At 62.7% G+C, this 16,367-nt stretch carries 13 protein-coding genes; 10 read left to right on the forward strand and 3 right to left on the reverse strand.

Going from position 1 to position 16,367, the window contains the following annotated elements:
• The first annotated feature begins 33 nt into the window (after window positions 1-33).
• Genes BCY88_RS08705 through BCY88_RS08715 form a run of 3 tightly spaced genes read left to right on the forward strand, consistent with a single transcriptional unit; the run spans window position 34 to window position 4,296 of the window.
• Window positions 34-1,176: an HlyD family secretion protein gene (locus BCY88_RS08705; protein ID WP_259461285.1), complete on the forward strand. Its 1,143-nt coding sequence runs from the start codon at window positions 34-36 to the stop codon at window positions 1,174-1,176.
• Window positions 1,112-2,809 (forward strand): MDR family MFS transporter, encoded by a 1,698-nt coding sequence (locus tag BCY88_RS08710; protein ID WP_259461286.1) that lies wholly within the window; start codon window positions 1,112-1,114, stop codon window positions 2,807-2,809. The genes BCY88_RS08705 and BCY88_RS08710 overlap by 65 nt, the downstream gene beginning before the upstream one ends.
• A gap of 17 nt (window positions 2,810-2,826) precedes the next feature.
• On the forward strand, window positions 2,827-4,296 hold the full coding sequence (locus tag BCY88_RS08715; RefSeq protein ID WP_120343957.1) for an efflux transporter outer membrane subunit: 1,470 nt from the start codon (window positions 2,827-2,829) through the stop codon (window positions 4,294-4,296).
• Window positions 4,297-4,315: 19 nt separating this feature from the next.
• Here the strand turns inward: BCY88_RS08715 and BCY88_RS08720 are convergent, their stop codons facing one another.
• From BCY88_RS08720 to BCY88_RS08730, 3 genes are all read right to left on the reverse strand, one after another.
• Complete coding sequence (locus tag BCY88_RS08720; RefSeq protein WP_120343867.1) at window positions 4,316-6,040, reverse strand: methyl-accepting chemotaxis protein; 1,725 nt, start codon at window positions 6,038-6,040, stop codon at window positions 4,316-4,318.
• Window positions 6,041-6,282: 242 nt separating this feature from the next.
• Window positions 6,283-6,666 carry an outer membrane protein assembly factor BamE domain-containing protein gene (bamE, locus tag BCY88_RS08725; protein ID WP_120343868.1) on the reverse strand — a complete coding sequence of 128 codons (384 nt, stop codon included), beginning with the start codon at window positions 6,664-6,666 and terminating at the stop codon, window positions 6,283-6,285.
• 15 nt (window positions 6,667-6,681) lie between these two features.
• Window positions 6,682-7,008, reverse strand: coding sequence for a hypothetical protein (locus tag BCY88_RS08730; RefSeq protein WP_120343869.1), 327 nt, complete (start codon window positions 7,006-7,008; stop codon window positions 6,682-6,684).
• 136 nt (window positions 7,009-7,144) lie between these two features.
• Between BCY88_RS08730 and BCY88_RS08735 the strand changes: the two genes are divergently transcribed.
• The 7 genes from BCY88_RS08735 to BCY88_RS08765 all read left to right on the forward strand — a co-directional run bounded on the left by BCY88_RS08735 (window position 7,145) and on the right by BCY88_RS08765 (window position 16,299).
• Window positions 7,145-7,549 carry an Hsp20/alpha crystallin family protein gene (locus BCY88_RS08735; RefSeq protein ID WP_259461287.1) on the forward strand — a complete coding sequence of 135 codons (405 nt, stop codon included), beginning with the start codon at window positions 7,145-7,147 and terminating at the stop codon, window positions 7,547-7,549.
• 33 nt (window positions 7,550-7,582) lie between these two features.
• A complete protein-coding gene (lon, locus tag BCY88_RS08740) occupies window positions 7,583-9,994 on the forward strand; it encodes an endopeptidase La (RefSeq protein WP_120343870.1) in 2,412 nt (803 codons plus the stop codon).
• A 230-nt stretch (window positions 9,995-10,224) separates the two neighbouring features.
• Window positions 10,225-11,076: a hypothetical protein gene (locus tag BCY88_RS08745; protein WP_310796111.1), complete on the forward strand. Its 852-nt coding sequence runs from the start codon at window positions 10,225-10,227 to the stop codon at window positions 11,074-11,076.
• A 206-nt stretch (window positions 11,077-11,282) separates the two neighbouring features.
• The gene (locus BCY88_RS08750; protein ID WP_120343872.1) at window positions 11,283-11,624 is read left to right on the forward strand and encodes a hypothetical protein; all 342 of its coding nucleotides are present in this window, start codon (window positions 11,283-11,285) and stop codon (window positions 11,622-11,624) included.
• Between the two features lie 252 nt (window positions 11,625-11,876).
• Window positions 11,877-14,042, forward strand: coding sequence for an ATP-binding protein (locus tag BCY88_RS08755; RefSeq protein WP_120343873.1), 2,166 nt, complete (start codon window positions 11,877-11,879; stop codon window positions 14,040-14,042).
• Complete coding sequence (locus BCY88_RS08760) at window positions 14,039-15,670, forward strand: response regulator (RefSeq protein WP_120343874.1); 1,632 nt, start codon at window positions 14,039-14,041, stop codon at window positions 15,668-15,670. Before BCY88_RS08755 ends, BCY88_RS08760 begins: the two co-directional genes overlap by 4 nt.
• On the forward strand, window positions 15,667-16,299 hold the full coding sequence (locus tag BCY88_RS08765; protein ID WP_120343875.1) for a response regulator: 633 nt from the start codon (window positions 15,667-15,669) through the stop codon (window positions 16,297-16,299). Before BCY88_RS08760 ends, BCY88_RS08765 begins: the two co-directional genes overlap by 4 nt.
• The last annotated feature ends 68 nt before the right edge of the window (window positions 16,300-16,367 follow it).

Here is a 16,367-nt window from a genome sequence, read left to right on the forward strand (position 1 = left end):
TTTTGCCAGCTGGAAACAATTGGACTACATGAGATGTCAACGACCGCAGGCTCTCCCTCCCGCCCGCTTCCTGCCGAAGACCCGCCGGCATCCACCGCCAGGCGCCCCAGCCGGCGCACGGTGCTGCTCGCGCTCGGCGTCGTCGCGCTGATTGTCGCGGCGGTCTGGCTCGGCCGCTGGTGGACAGTTGGGCGCTTTATCGAAAGCACAGACGACGCCTATCTGCGGGCCGACAGTGTGACGGTCGCGCCCAAGATCGCGGGCTACGTGACGGAAGTTTACGTCGCCGACAATCAGGTCGTGAAACCCGGCGACCCGCTCGTCCATCTCGACGCCCGCCAGTACCAGGTCGCGCTCGACCAGGCGCGCGCCACGATCGACGCGCGCAAGGCCGACATCGAACGCGCCCAGGCGGACATCAAGCAGCAGCAGTCCAATATCGCGCAGGCTCAGGCGCAGCAGCAGGTGGCACAGGTGAACGCGCACCATGCGAGCGACGAAGTGCGGCGCTACGCACCGCTCGTCGCAACCGGCGCCGAAACGAGCGAACGGCTGGCGGAATTGACCAGCAGCCGCGACCAGGCCAATGCCACGCTCACGGCGAACGCCGCCGCGGTCGAAGCAGCGCGCTCGCAGATCGGTTCGGCCACCGCGCAACTCGCGCAGGCACGCGCACAACTCGAAGCGGCTGAGGCAAGCGCCCAGCAATCGCAACTCGATCTCGACAACACCGTGGTGCGCAGTGTCCTCGGCGGCAAGGTCGGCGATCGTACGGTGCGGGTCGGTCAGTACGTGCAACCCGGCACGCGGATGCTGACGGTCGTGCCGGTGCAGAGCACCTATCTGCTGGCCAATTTCAAGGAAACGCAGGTGGGCCGGATGCGTGTCGGCCAGCCGGTGGAAATGCACGTCGACGCGTTGCCAGGTCATACGCTGCACGGCGTGATCGACAGTTTCTCGCCCGGCACGGGCTCGCAATTCGCGCTGCTGCCGCCGGAAAATGCCACCGGCAACTTCACGAAGATCGTGCAACGGGTGCCCGTGCGGATTCGCATCGACACGGGTGTGGAAACGCGTAGCGTGCTCTTGCCGGGGCTGTCGGTCACCGTGGATGTCGACACGCGTTCCGCGCGCGATCGTGACGCGCGCATCGACGCCGAGAACCATCGTGGCTGAGCCGGCCGCCGCAACGCCCGCCGCCGGAACGCCGGCCGCCGTCGCGTCAGCCGCCGTCGCGTCAGCCGCGCCGCATGCCGAGGAGCGTGCCAGCGTCGGCGACTGGATCGCCGTGGCCGCGGGTGCGCTCGGCGCCTTGATGGCGACGCTCGACATCTCGATCACGAACTCCGCGCTGCCGCAGATCCAGGGCGAAATCGGCGCCACCGGTACCGAAGGCACCTGGATTTCGACCGGCTATCTGATGTCGGAAATCGTGATGATTCCGCTCGCGGCGTGGCTCACGCGCGTGTTCGGTCTGCGCAATTTCCTGCTGACGAATTCAGCGCTGTTCATCGCGTTCTCCATGATGTGCGGCTGGTCGCACACGTTGCCCATGATGATTGCCGGGCGTATCGGGCAGGGCTTCACGGGCGGCGCGCTGATTCCAACGGCGCAGACCATCATCCGCACGCGCCTGCCGCTATCCCAGTTGCCGGTCGGCATGACCATGTTCGGCCTGATCGTATTGCTCGGGCCCTTGCTTGGACCGGTTGTCGGTGGCTGGCTCGCGGAGAACATCAGCTGGAGCTGGTGCTTCTTCATGAATCTGCCGATCTGCCTCGCGCTGATGACCTTGCTGATTGTCGGTCTGCCATCAGACCGGCCCCACTGGGAGGCGTTTCTCAAAGCGGACTGGCTCGGCATCGTCGGCCTCGCGATCGGTCTCAGTTCGCTGACGGTGGTGCTCGAGGAAGGCCAGCGCGAGCGCTGGTTCGAATCGTCGATGATCGTCGCGCTCACCTGCGTGTCGGTCTTCGGCATGCTCCTGATCGCCGCCTCGCAACTGACCGCGAAGAAACCGATCGTGCGTCTGAGCCTGATGCGCAATCCAAATTACGCGAGCGTGATTGTGATTGTGTCCGCGGTTGGCGCGGCGCTCTATGGGGTGTCGTATCTGGTGCCGCAATTCCTCGGCGTGGTTGCCGGCTACAACGCGGAACAGTCCGGCGCGATCATGCTGCTGTCCGGGCTGCCCGCTTTCATGATCATGCCGATCCTGCCGCGGCTGCTCGGCAAAGTCGACTTCCGCGTGCTGGTGATCACCGGGCTGGTGTTGTACGCAATCAGTTGCATGATCGACATCGAACTGACGGCGCAAAGTGTCGGGCACGATTTCGTCTGGTCGCAACTGATACGCGGCACCGCCCAGATGCTCGCCATGATGCCGCTCAATCAGGCGTCGATGGCGGCCGTGCCGCGCGAGGATTCCGGCGACGCCGCCGGTCTGTACAACATGGCGCGCAACCTCGGCGGATCGATCGGTCTTGCAATCATCGGTACCGTGATCGACCGGCGCACCACGTTTCACACCGCGATGATCCGTGAGTCCGTCAGCGCAAATTCGCTGATCGGCCAGGAGAGCCTGGCGGGGAGCGCGGCGAACTGGTTCGCTCACACCGGGGACATGGCGTACTCGCAGATGCGCGCGCTGGGGCAACTCGGGGTGCAGATCCAGCAGCAGGCCGTCGTAATGACCTATTCGGAAACCTTCTATCTGCTCGGCATCGCGATGCTTGCCTGTATCCCGCTTGCGCTGCTTCTGAAAACGCCGCGCCGGAATGCGCCGCCGCCTTCGTCCGCCGGTCACTAATGCCTTCTTATTCCGTCATGATGTTCACCCGTTCCTCGTGTTTCACACTGGCCGCCGCCGCGCTTCTGTCGGCTCTATCGGGTTGCACGGTCGGCCCGGATTATCACGGCGCGCCCCTGGTTGCGCAGGACGCCCGCAGCAGCGAGGCCTTCGTGCGTTCGCCGGCCTCCGGTATCGCCGCTACGCCTGCGCCGAACCAGTGGTGGCTCGCATTCAACGACCCGCAACTGAACGATCTGATTGCCGCCGCCCTTGCGCACAGTCCCGATGTGCATATCGCGCAGGCGCGGCTGCGGGAATCGCGGTCGCAATTGCAGGTGCAACGAGCGGGCGAGTTGCCGAAGGTGTCGGGGGCTGCCGCCGCGTTGCGCATGCGCGAGCCTGATCTGAGCTCGCTCAGCTCGGGAAACTCGTCGGGCAGCAGTGCATCGTCCGCGGGGCGCGGTCCGTTGCAGCTCTACACCGCGGGATTTGACGCGACGTGGGAGATCGACCTGTTCGGCGGCACGCGGCGCGCTATCGAAGCGGCGTCAGCGGATGCGCAGGCTGTCGACGCCGATCTCGCGGACACCCAGGTGTCGCTCGCGGCTGAGGTGGCGCAGACCTACATCGATCTGCGCGACCAGCAGACGCGGCTTGAGCTCGCGCGGCATCAGGCGGAGACCGAACAGAAAATGTTGACGCTTACGCAGCAGCGCCGGGAGCGCGGCACGGCGGCGGACGTCGATGTTGAACGCCTGACCACGCAGGTCGAGAACACGCGCGCAACCTTGATTCCGCTCGACGCGCAACTGACCGATTCGCTCGACCGTCTCGCCGTGCTGACCGGTCGTGAACCCGGCGCGCTGGACGGCCAGCTCGCCGCCACGCGGCCGCTGCCGGCGTTGCCCGAGACGGTTGCAATCGGCGATCCGTCCGTGATGTTGCAGCAGCGCCCCGACATTCGCGCAGCGGAGAGGCGGCTCGCGTCGAGCAATGCGCAGATCGGCGAACACGTTGCGGATTTTTTCCCGAAGGTGACGCTGCTCGGCAGTCTCAGCTTCAGCGCGGCCGATCCGGGCCATCTCTTGCGCAAGAACAACTTCAGTTGGCTCGGCGTGCCGTATCTGCAATGGGACGCGTTCGATTTCGGGCGCACGCTGGGCAGCGTGCACGCGGCCGAGGCATCGCGTGACGAGGCCGAGGCCCGCTATACGAAGGCCGTGCTCGGCGCGCTGCAGGACGCGAATTCATCGCTCTCGCGCTATGGGCATCAGCGCGAGCATGTTGTCACGTTGCAAAAGGTGGAGGCATCCGCAAGCCACTCGGCCACGCTGATGCGGCAGCGCTATTCCGCGGGCGTCGCCACCTTGATCGATCTGCTCGATACGCAGCGTCAGGAATTCACCGCGCAGCAGAATGTCGTTGCGGGACAGGCGGAATTGCTCAAAAACTTTGTGTCACTGCAGAAAAGCCTCGGCTTAGGCTGGCAGGCGCAGCAAGCTTAGTGCGCCTGCCGTCGAGGGATCAGAATGTTTCCCAGTCCGCTGTCGCCGTGTCGGCTGCGAGCGCGGGGGCTTTGTCGGCCATGGCGGCCGGCGCAGGCTTCGGTCTCGTGGGTTCGACGCGACGCGCAGCGGCAATCGTGGACGCAGGCAAGCGCGGCTTGCTTTGCGCAATCGCCATGCGTGCCGTGGATTGCGCCGTATCGGCGAGCTTGAACACGGAAACGGCGTCCTTCAGCCGGTTTGCCTGCTCTTCAAGCGACTGCGCCGCCGCTGCTGCCTCTTCAACCAGGGCCGCATTCTGCTGGGTCACTTCGTCCATCTGGCCCACGGCCTGATTCACCTGCTCGATGCCGCGGCTCTGCTCTTCAGACGCGGCAGCAATCTCACCGACGATGTCGGAGACCTGCTTGATGGCCTGCTTGACCTGTCCCATGGTGGCGCTGACTTCCGTCGCCTGCTTTGCACCGTCGTGAATCATGGTGACCGACGAGCTGATGAGTTCCTTGATTTCCTTGGCAGCGGCAGCAGAGCGCTGCGCCAGACTGCGCACCTCGCTTGCCACCACGGCAAAGCCGCGCCCCTGTTCGCCTGCGCGTGCGGCTTCGACGGCTGCGTTCAGCGCCAGGATGTTGGTCTGGAAAGCAATGCTTTCAATGACGCTGGTGATTTCGGAAATCTTGCTTGAACTGCTGCTGATCTGGCCGATGGTGCCGACCATAACCTGAACCGAGTCGTTGCCTGAATCGGCCATGTTCGTGGCGTTGGTTGCGAGAGCGTTCGCCTGGCGGGCATTGTCGGCGTTCTGTTTCACCGTTTCGGTCAGCTGCGTCATGCTGGCCGCGGTTTCTTCAAGCGATGCCGCCTGTTCCTCGGTGCGGGCGGACAGGTCCAGGTTGCCGCTGGCGATTTCACGCGAGGCGACCGTGACGGAATCGGTGGACGTCTTGATGCCGCGAACCGTATCGGCAAGCTTGCCGTCCATCCTGCCCAGTGCTTCGAGAAGCTGACCGAACTCACCGCGCGAATCAACGACGACGCGATTTTCAAGCTGACCGTCTGCGATATGGTTCGCTAAATCAACGGCCTTGCTGAGCGGTTGCGAGATCGCGCGCAGCAGGTAAGCCGACATGCCCACTGCAACCACGATGCCGGCGACGAGCAGGACGATACTGACCCAGAAGGTTGTCCTGAACGTCGAGTCACTGTCGACAACAAACTGCTGGGCCTGAGTCAGGTTGAGTGCCGCGTCTTCATTGAGCGCCGCGGCCAGCGTGTCCCCGGTCGTACCTATCTTGTCGATGAGCGGAGTGGCCGCATCGTAGTTACCGGAACTGAACGTCAGCACCGCCTGGTCGCTTGTCGCGAGTAACTCTTGCAGGGCGTTCTTGATCCTGTCCGCGATTTCGCGTTCCTTATCGCTGGAAATTCCGCTTGGATAGTAGTGGTTCCATGCTTTGTTGAGGCTTGCTTCGTCACTGCGGATTTTCTCAATCGCCTCGCTCGTCTTTTCCTGGTCGCGATACACCTGAATTCGTCTCAACTGAAGGCGAATATCTGAACTGGCCTGGCGTACGTCCGACAAATCGGCAATCGGCACCGTGTTGCCGTTATATCCATCGGCCACGTTCGCATTGAGGGAGGAGAGCTTCAGTATTCCAAACAGGCCGATTGCGCCCATGAGTATCACGCACACGCCAAACGCGAGAATGATCTTGAACCTGATTGTTTGTAAGAAATTATCCATCTCGCGCCTGTTGAAAAGTAGTGCCGGGGTGGGCTCGGTGAAGCCCGGAAGGAGAGTGCCGATATCGCTGGCGACGTATGCGTATACGGCAAGGCGCTTTTATTTCTTCAGTAAAACCGTGTGCGGATTTCCTGATGACGGGGTAGGGATGTGGCCGGGGTATAAATGAAAGGAAATCGGGGATTGGATGTAAGGACAGGGTGGGGGAGAGGTGAGTAGACGAGCTCCCCGCACCAGTGCGCTCACGGCTGTCGAGGTGTCTGCGGAGCGAAGCCGGAAGAAACGGTATTCGAGGCATTCAGTATGCCGTCCGGTCCGAACTCGAAGCTGATCGTGGCGGTAGGCGCGGCGTCGCTACCGCCCACGACTGGATTCATGTTCGAAAGAAATATCGCCGAGAGCGGCCGTGCCGCGGTGGACGCATACACCAGGAAAGTCGATCCATTTGGCAGGGTGGACGCCGACGATGGCGTGCCCAGTCTGGCAAGCACCTGCTGCTTCGTCGTCACGCCGGGCCTGAAGTCCGATACATCCTCGGGTTTGATCTGCGCCACCGTCGTGGTGCAGCCGACCAGAAAGCACACGTAAACGATCGACAGGGTCATCGTGGTCCGCAAGCGGCTCATGCCATCTCTCCTTCATCAAGTACCGGCGTTTGTTTGATGCCAATCGAAGGACTGGCGAGCGCGCGAGCCGTCGTCACACTCGACGCGTGCCCGCAGCATAACCGGGCGGCCGGTCATTTTCACCCATCCGGAATGGATGCGATCATAACAGGCCACGCGGACGGTTTTATGTCCGGGCAGGTATCGGGGCGATGAAACGAAAGTGGCCATACCACGGAGAGCAGGCTGATTCGCATATTCGCCGCGCTCGGCCGTTCGCATCAACGGGTGCTTGAGACGATAGTAAATATCGGGCGAATTGATAAGCACATCGACATTTCGGCCGCTGTCGCACGCGCTCATCCTGACACCATAATCGGCTGCGGAAGACGCATCGAAGGAGCTGCATTCGTGCGCGCTGACTTGACACCTGCGCGAGCTTGGCCTTTGATGAATGGACAGCCAGCGTTGGGCTGACAGAACAGGCAGGGAGCCAGCCGTGACCTTCACCCGCCATACCATGATGTGGGAAACCGCCGTCGACGCACTCGAGCGCGCCGAGCGCATGCATCGGCAGTTCTTCCGTTTAGCGGGTCAGCATGCGCGGACGCCGGTATGGGAACCGCCCATCGAGGTGTTCGAGCAGGACGGCCGGCTGGCGATCGTGGTCGCGCTGCCCGGCGTGCCGCCCGATACCTTGAGCCTGGACCTCGAAGGCGCAATGCTGATCATTGCGGCCGAGAGAACCATGCCCCGGGCTTTCGCGGGGGGCGTGATCCATTGCCTGGAAATCCCCTATGGCCGCTTCGAGCGCCACATCCGGCTCCCGGCAGGACACTATCGCCTGGCACGGCGCGATTTCGAACACGGTTGTCTGTTGCTGGACTTCGAGAGGCTGGATTGAACCCGGCAAGCCCTGGCGGATCGAGGAGCGAAGATGAGCACGGACAGTGACAGCGTGGCCCCCGAGTCCAACCCGTTGAGCCCGGACGCGGCGCCTGTGCCCGCACTCCCCAAGGACAGCCTGATCCTGCTGCCGGTCCGCAATGCCGTGCTGTTTCCAGGCATGGTGTTGCCGCTCATGGCGGGGCGCGGGCAGACCAAGGAGGACGTGCAGGCCGCCATGAAACGCCAGCAGCCCTTGGGTATCGTGCTGCAACGCGATCCGCAGGCGCAGGACCCCCCGTTCGACGGCCTCAACACAATCGGCACGGTAGCAAACGTGCTGCGCTATATCACCAGTCCGGAGGACGGCGCGCATCACCTGATATGCCAGGGCGTGGAGCGCTTCCGCCTGATCGCACCGGTGGCCGGCCTCGGCTTCAGGGCCGCCAGGGTGGAATTGTTGCCCGACGCCACGCTCAGTGATTCCGCCATCGACGCGCGCACGCTGGTCCTGAGGCAACGCGCGGGGGAAATGATCGGGCTGCTGCCCAATGCGGGGGGCGAGCTCGTGCGGGCGCTGGATGCGATCGAGTCGCCCGGGTTGCTCGCCGACACCGTGGCCGGCTTGCTCGACATCCCGCCGGAGCTCAAGCAGGAGATCCTCGAGACGCTCGATCTCTGCAAACGGCTGGACAAAGTGCTGGACGCCGTCGCGGGACGGATCGAAGTCTTGCGCCTGTCACAGGAAATCGGCGAGCAGACACGCGGCCGGATCGATCAGCGTCAACGCGAGATGATGTTGCGCGAGCAACTCAGAACCATCCAGCAGGAACTCGGCGAGAACGCCGAAAACCGCGAAGAGGCCCGCAAGCTGGCCGAAGCGATTGACGCCGCGCATATGCCGCCGGATGTCGAAGCTCATGCCCGCAAGGAGCTTGGCCGGCTGGAGCGGATGCCGGAGGCATCGTCCGAATACTCGATCAGCGTGAGCTACCTCGAATGGCTGACCGAACTGCCGTGGGCGCTTGCGCCGGAGGCGCCGATCGACATCGCCCGGGCGAGACAGATTCTCGATGACGCGCACTTTGGCCTGGAGAAGGTCAAGCGCCGCATCCTCGAATACCTTGGTGTCAGAAAGCTCAATCCGCACGGCAAGGCGCCCATTCTTTGCTTTCTCGGCCCGCCCGGTGTGGGTAAGACCTCACTGGGTCAGAGCATTGCCCAGGCACTCGCGCGGCCGTTCGTACGCGTGAGTCTCGGCGGCGTGCATGACGAGTCGGAAATCCGCGGCCATCGGCGCACGTATATCGGCGCGATGCCCGGCAATATCGTGCAGGCGATCCGCAAAGCAGGGGCGCGCAACTGCGTCATGCTGCTGGACGAACTCGACAAGCTCGGCCATGGCGTGCATGGCGACCCAGGCGCGGCGATGCTCGAGGTCCTCGATCCCGAGCAGAACGCCACCTTCCGGGACAACTACCTGGGGGTGCCGTTCGACCTCTCCGCCGTGGTGTTCGTTGCCACTGCCAACCAGCTCGAAGGTATTCCCGGGCCCTTGAGGGACCGCCTCGAGATTCTTGATTTACCCGGATATACCGAGGCCGAAAAGTTTCAGATCGCCCGGCGCTTTCTGGTGCCGCGCGAGTTGGAAGCGTGCGGGCTGAGTCCCGCACAATGCGAGCTGAGCGACGAGGCGCTGCGCGCCATCATCCGCGACTACACACGCGAAGCAGGTGTGCGTGCCCTGGAGCGGCAGATCGGCTCGGTCTTCCGCTCTGTTGCGTTGCGTGTTGCCGAGGACCCGGCCACGCATGAACGGATCGAGCCTGATCGCCTGATGCCGATATTGGGGCATCACCGCTTCGAGCGCGAGATGGCGATGCGCACCAGTTTGCCGGGCGTAGTGACCGGCCTCGCGTGGACACCCGTTGGCGGTGAACTGCTTTTTATCGAGGCCAGCAGCACGCCTGGCGGGGGCCGGCTGGTACTGACCGGCCAGTTGGGCGACGTCATGAAGGAAAGCGCCCAGGCCGCGCTGACCTTGGTCAAGTCGCAATGCGAGGCGCTGCATATCGACTGCACGGGTTTCGACAAACGCGACATTCATGTCCACGTGCCGGCCGGCGCGGTCCCGAAAGACGGCCCCAGTGCCGGGGTGGCCATCTTCAGTGCGATCGCTTCGCTGTTGATGGGGCAAGCCGTGCGCAGCGACTGCGCGGTGACGGGCGAGATCAGTCTGCGTGGCGTTGTTCTGCCGGTGGGCGGCATCAAGGAAAAGGTGCTGGCCGCGTTGCGCGCCGGTATCGGTACGGTATTGCTGCCGGCGCGCAACGCCCCCGACCTCGAGGACATTCCCGCGGATGCACGAAGCCAGTTGCGCTTCGTACTGCTGGAAACCGTGAGCGACGCACTGCACGAGTTGACCGGGCACAAGGCAACGAAACTGCCTGGCACCGTGGACTGACGAGCAGCTGCGGCTGGGCTCGCCGATTCCTGCAAGAGGTCTACCTGATCGGCTCGGCGCTATCGCCGGAGCGTCACAGTGTGTATTGATTTGCGATCAAAACGCCTTTGTATGCTTACACGAATCGTGGCACGATGGTTTTTTGACTTGATGTGATTCTGGGCGATCCGTAGCAGTACGTGAATATCGCTTATGCGCCGAAAATATCTATGCAACGCAGGTGTTTTGTATTGGCCGCACTAGGTGCGGCAGGCGTGACGCTTCGCGCGCATGCAACTCCCGCAGACCGGTTCGATATCGTTTACCCACATTACCAGCCCGAAGACCGGGCACGTGCGGCGTTTCCGCTGGCGGTGCTCGACCTCGCCATGAAATCGGCCGGCGCCGAATATGTGGCGCGGCAGGCCGACGTCCTGATGGAACGGGGACGTGCGCTGGCAGAACTGGCCGGCCGCGGCAATGCCATCAATCTCCTTTGGACCAGTACGGACGCAGCGGCTGAACAAGGCTTGCCGGTGGTACGGATTCCGATCAATCGTGGACTGATCGGCCACCGGGTATTTGTCATACGAAAAGATCGCCAGGCGGATTTCGACCGGGTGCAGAGCCTGGCCGACCTGAAATCCCTGACGGGTGGCCAGGGGCTTGGCTGGGTCGATACCAGGATCATGAGAGCCGCGAACCTGAACATCAACACGGTTCCGTATGAAACGGTGTTCGACATGATCCAGGGCGGCCGGCTCGATTATTTTCCGCGCGGCGTGGTCGAGGCTTTCGCGGAACTCGACGAGCCGCGGCACAGGGGGCGGGACCTGGTCGTTGAAAAGCGCCTGCTTCTGAAATACCGCTCGGACTTTATCTTCTATGTCTCCGCGGAACATGAAAGCCTGGCCCGGACCATTAATAGCGGGCTGGTAAAAGCGTATCTCGACGGATCGTATATGAGGCTCTTCAACTCTCACTCCTACATTCAGGACGCGCTGGCCCGCGCCGATCTCGCGAATCGCAAGGTGTTCGTTCTCGACAATCCGTATCTTTCCGAAGGGGATCGCCAGATTCCGGACAAGTACTGGATGGGCTAAGACGCGGGCGTGTCCGTTCGGCGTCTTTGCTGTCGCGCTGGCTGGCTTGTCGAGACTGGCCGGCCATCGGGGGGATGCGCCGTCATTCAGGATTTCCTGACAATATATTCAGCAGACCGGAAGTGCATTTTTCCGGGCTTCCTGACTGCGTAGCGCAGCACGTCTACCTACGATGATTTGTCGTCGTCTCTATCAACGGGCTCGTGATGAGCAGTCATTCGGAAAACCACGAACACGTGTTTGAACGCCTGAACAGCGCGTGTCAGCGCCTGTTCGAGACGTGGTGCGAAAGCAGAAGTGTCGTCCCGCTCGGCTACCTGTTGCACAGCTGGCCATTGCCGGACAACGGGCATGCGTCGGTGAAGCGGTTGGCGGACGGAATGCGCGAACTGGGCAGATCGGATCCCGACGCGCTCAACGGCCGCATCTGGCCGATCCTCTGCGAGCTGGTTTCGTGCATCGATGAGATTGTGCTGTATCCCCGGATCTATTTGCAAAAGGCGGTAGCCGATGCGCCGCCCCTGGTGCGGGTCCTGTACGGGGTATAAACGCGCTTCTTCAGATGGGGCAGGGCGCATTTTATTCCGTGTGAGCGCCGGTAAGATCCAGGCAAACCCGGGCAAACCCGGGCAAACCCGGAGAAAACCCGGAAAAAGCGGGAACCCGCCAACAATCAACTGGCCAGGCAGGCGCAAACGGTGAATCGCCCCCTGCCGGCGCGGCGGCCTACGTGTCAGCATTTCGCTGCGGCAACGAGTGCAGAATAGACCAAACTAGAACCGTAGCACTCGCGGGGATGTATGAAGCACAACTTGCTCGACACATGGTGGAGTTTGATTAACCGCTTGCGGGGCAGCCTTGTGTTGCGGCTGCTCGTGACGGTGTTGCTCGTCAACTGCGTCGTCACTGTGTTGCTGACCGGGTTGCAGCTTTACCGCGATTACCACCGCGGGATCGAGCAGATTGAAAGCCGCCTGGCGGACATCGATCGCAGCAATCGCGACAGTATCGCGGAAGCCCTCTGGCGATTGGACCATGCTCAGCTGCAACTGGAGCTGAACGGCATTTTGCGTCTTGCCGACATCCGCGCCGCGGAAATTCGCGAGGCGGGGGGCAAGGCGCAATCCGCCTACGTAAGCGCCGGTCAGCGCTCGGGCGGTCCGGTCGTCTCCCGCACGTTTCCGCTTGTCTACAAGGTACAGGGCAAAGAACGGCAGATCGGCGAGCTCTACGTCGAGGCGACACTGCTCGATCTGTACGACGAGCTGAAGCGGACCGCCGCGATGATTCTGGTCACGCAGGCCGCCAGCACCTTCCTCGTCTCGCTGTTCATCGTCTATATCCTGTCCCGTCTCGTGATGCGGCACGTCGCTGCCATTGCGCGCACGGTGGAACGTTACGATTTCCGTGAAACGCCGCGGCCGTTCACGCTCCAGCGCCGCAAGCCGCGCGAGCCCGACGCGCTCGACCGCGTGGCGGCCGCATTCAATGCGATGAGCGCGCGCTTGTACTACGCGTATCGCGACGAGCGGGACGCGGCGGCTGAACGCGAAGCCCGCAATCTGGCCGAAGCAGCCAACCGTGCCAAAGGCGAGTTCCTCGCGAATATGAGTCATGAGCTGCGCACGCCGCTGAACGGTATTCTCGGCTATGCGCAGATCCTGGCGCGCGATGTCATGCTGAGCGAGCGGCAGCGCGAGCGCGTCGAGGCGATCCGCAGAAGCGGCGAACATCTGCTGACATTGATCGAAGACACGCTCGATTTCGCCAGAATCGAGGCGGGCAAGTTGCGGGTCGAAATTTGCGACGTGCGTCTGGCGGGGTTTGTCGATGTGATCCGGGAAATCATCAGCGTGAAAGCCGAGCAAAAGCGTCTTGGCTTCGTCTGCGAAATCACCGCGGATGCGCCCGCCGGCGTGCGTGCCGACGAGCGGCGCTTGCGCCAGGTGGTGCTCAATCTGCTTGCAAACGCGGTGAAGTTCACCGATTCTGGTTGCGTCGGCTTGCATATTTCGAAGTCCGCATCGAATCACGTCCGCTTCGAAGTGCGCGACACCGGGATCGGCATCGGGCCCGATCAGCTGAATGCGATTTTCGAGCCCTTCGAGCAATTGGGCGCCGCCGACCGGCGGGCCGGCGGCGCCGGCCTCGGTCTGGCCATCAGCCGGCAGTTTGTGGGGGCGATGGGCGGCCAGATCGAGGTCGAAAGCCGCCTTGGGCAGGGCAGCATCTTCTGGTTCGAATTGCCGGCGGCGGACGTGCTGCCGGTGCCGGGCACGGACACGCCCGCCGCGCCGCGGCCGGATACGTTGCTGGGTTATGAGGGGCCGCGCAGGAAGGTGCTGGTGATCGACGACGTCGAGATCAATCGCGCGATTGCAGTGGATCTACTGGGCCGTCTCGGCTTTGCCACGGTCGAAGCGGAAAACGGTCGCGAGGGGTTCGAGAAAGCGCAGCACGAACACCCCGCACTCATTCTCACCGACATTGTCATGCCCGAAATGAACGGACTCGAGTTGACGCGCAGGCTGCGCCGCCTCCCGGCGTTCGCCCAGGTCCCGATCATTGCCATGTCCGCCAGTCCGTCCGGAACCAACCGGGCGATGAGCATGGACGCGGGTGTGAACGCGTTCCTCTCCAAACCGCTCGATCTCGACGCGTTGCTGACCCAGATCGCCACGTTGCTCGGCGTGACGTGGACGCATGCGGCGCCGCCAACACCCGCGCGCCCCGGCGTGCCCGAGATCAGTCTGGCAGCGGTGCCTCGGCAACAGATGGAAGAACTGCATCATCTTGCCCGCCTTGGCGACATGCACGAAATCATTGTCTGGGCCGAGAGAATGACGGCGCGCGACCCGCGTTATCACGCGTTCACGGCGCCGCTGCGCGCACTTGCCCGGGACTATCAGTCGAAAGCCATCCTTCAGTTGGTCGAACGATATCTGAATATCGAGTCCAAGCCATGAGCGATCCTAACGTAGACGCCGGCGAGCGGCCGACGATCCTCATCGCGGACGATACGCCCGCGAATTTCGGTGTGGTTGTCGATAGCCTGACCGAGCGCGGGTTTCGGGTACTCGTTGCACTCGATGGCGAAGAGGCGCTCGAACGCGCGCTGTTTTCGCAACCCGACCTGATCCTGCTCGACGTGAAGATGCCGGGTATCGATGGCTTCGAGACCTGCCGGCGGCTCAAGGCGAATGAACGCACGCGCGATATCGCGGTGATCTTCATGACCTCGTTGACGGGCGGCGACGACATGGTCGAGGGTTTCTCGGCCGGCGGTGTCGACTATGTGGCGAAGCCCGTCCGTGTCAATGAAATGATGGCGCGGATCGAGACTCATCTCGCGCTGCGCGTGATGCACCGGCGGCTCGTCTCGCAGAACCGCCAGCTACTGAAAGAAGTGACCGTGCGCCAGCAGGCCGAGACCGAATTGTCGCTCGCGCGCGATGTCCTCGAACAGCAGGTCGAGCAGCGCACGCGGCAACTGGCGGAGTCGAACGCGAGGCTATCCGCCCAGGTCGACGAGCGCCGCCGGGCGGAAGCGAAACTGCAGGCAAGCGAAGCGCGCTTTCGCACGATTGTCGAAACCAGTCCTATCCCGCTGTGCATTACCTCGATGCCTGAAGGCGTCATTCTGTACGCGAATGAACCGCTGCGCGAACTGTTCGGCCTCGATGCGCGCGGGGGGATGCTGACCAACATCGTCGATCTCTATGTGGATGCCCAAGATCGCGACCGGTTGGTGTCGCATCTGCGCAATGAGGGCAGCTTCAATAACAGCGAAGTCCACATGCAGCGAGCGGACGGCTCGGCGTTCTGGGCCATGGCGACCGCGCGCGTGGCGACATTCGACGATGCGCCGGCGATCTACGTTGGCCTGAGCGACATCACGGCGCGCAAGCGCATCGAGCAGGAGTTGTTCGAATCGCGCAATCAGTTGCGCGAATTGTCCGCGTACATGGAGGCGATTCGCGAGGAAGAGCGCAAGCGTATCGCGATGGAAATTCACGACGAACTGGGCCAACTGCTGACCGCCTTGAGAATGGACGTTTCGCTGCTGAAAATGCGTCTCGACCACGATTCCGATGCGATGCGCAAAGCCGACGATATGCGTGAACTCGTCGAGAAAACGATCTGGATGGTTCGCAATGTCGCGAACCATTTGCGGCCGGTGGCGCTGAACTTCGGGGTCGTTTCCGCGCTGGAGTGGCTGGTTGAGGATTTTGTCCGCCGCAACGGCGTTGCGTGCCAGTTGCATATCAACGGCGGCGAGCCGGTGTTGCCGGAGGCCTGCGCTACCGCCGTGTTTCGCATTGTTCAGGCATCGCTCACCAACGTTGGGCGCCATGCGAATGCGGCGCGGGTCGACGTGACGCTGACCAGCACCGCGGCAACGCTCGACCTCCACGTGAGCGACGACGGCTGTGGTTTCGACCCGGTTGTGGCGCGTACCGGTTATTCGTACGGTCTTCTCGGCATGCAGGAGCGTGCCCGCCTGATCGGTGGGGTGATGACAATCGACAGCGCGCCAGGCATGGGCACCGCCATTTCCATTCACATTCCGCTAACGGGCTGGGACAAAAAATGATAAACGTTTTGATTGCTGACGACCACGCTGTCGTGCGTGGAGGCCTGAAACAGATTATCGCCACGACAACGGACATCGTCGTCGCGGCCGAGGCCGCGCAGGGTTCGGAAGTGCTCGAGCGGCTGCGGGCGAGAGGCTTCGATCTGGTGCTGCTGGACATGACGATGCCGGGCATCAGCGGCGTCGATCTGATCCGGCGTGTACGTGCCGAGCAGCCCGCGTTGCCGATACTCGTGCTGAGTATCCATAACGAGGCGCAGGTCGTTTCGCGCGCGCTGCGAGCCGGTGCAACGGGCTATGTGACGAAGGACAGCGATCCCGACGTGCTGCTCGCGGCGATTCGCAAGCTGGCCGCAGGCGGACGCTTTATCGATCCGAAGCTGGTCGATGCGATGGTCTTCGAGACGCATTCCGGCGATGCGCCGCCGCACGAGGTACTGTCCGACCGTGAATTCCAGGTGCTGCGAATGCTGGCTGCCGGTCAGGCCATCAATGAGATTGCCGAATCGTGCTCACTCAGTGCCAAGACCATCAGCACTCACAAGATGCGTCTCATGCAGAAGCTCGGCCTCAACAACAACGCCGAACTGATCCGCTATGCAATCAGACACGGTCTGGTCACGGAGTAAGGCGCGCCGTTAAGGAAATCCTGAACCTGGAACCAGTGTTTCCCGAATGCACAATCCATCGCTGCTGA

This window comes from Paraburkholderia fungorum (genome assembly GCF_003610895.1).
Taxonomy (GTDB): domain Bacteria; phylum Pseudomonadota; class Gammaproteobacteria; order Burkholderiales; family Burkholderiaceae; genus Paraburkholderia; species Paraburkholderia fungorum_B.

Bases quoted from the DNA above. Each gene is read 5' to 3' on its own strand.
- BCY88_RS08760 (WP_120343874.1), top strand. From the start codon at position 14,039: ATGAGCGATCCTAACGTAGACGCCGGCGAGCGGCCGACGATCCTCATC.
- BCY88_RS08765 (WP_120343875.1), top strand. From the start codon at position 15,667: ATGATAAACGTTTTGATTGCTGACGACCACGCTGTCGTGCGTGGAGGC.
- BCY88_RS08715 (WP_120343957.1), top strand. From the start codon at position 2,827: ATGATGTTCACCCGTTCCTCGTGTTTCACACTGGCCGCCGCCGCGCTT.
- BCY88_RS08755 (WP_120343873.1), top strand. From the start codon at position 11,877: ATGAAGCACAACTTGCTCGACACATGGTGGAGTTTGATTAACCGCTTG.
- BCY88_RS08705 (WP_259461285.1), top strand. From the start codon at position 34: ATGTCAACGACCGCAGGCTCTCCCTCCCGCCCGCTTCCTGCCGAAGAC.
- bamE (WP_120343868.1), bottom strand. From the start codon at position 6,666: ATGAGCCGCTTGCGGACCACGATGACCCTGTCGATCGTTTACGTGTGC.
- BCY88_RS08750 (WP_120343872.1), top strand. From the start codon at position 11,283: ATGAGCAGTCATTCGGAAAACCACGAACACGTGTTTGAACGCCTGAAC.
- BCY88_RS08710 (WP_259461286.1), top strand. From the start codon at position 1,112: ATGTCGACACGCGTTCCGCGCGCGATCGTGACGCGCGCATCGACGCCG.
- lon (WP_120343870.1), top strand. From the start codon at position 7,583: ATGAGCACGGACAGTGACAGCGTGGCCCCCGAGTCCAACCCGTTGAGC.
- BCY88_RS08720 (WP_120343867.1), bottom strand. From the start codon at position 6,040: ATGGATAATTTCTTACAAACAATCAGGTTCAAGATCATTCTCGCGTTT.
- BCY88_RS08730 (WP_120343869.1), bottom strand. From the start codon at position 7,008: ATGAGCGCGTGCGACAGCGGCCGAAATGTCGATGTGCTTATCAATTCG.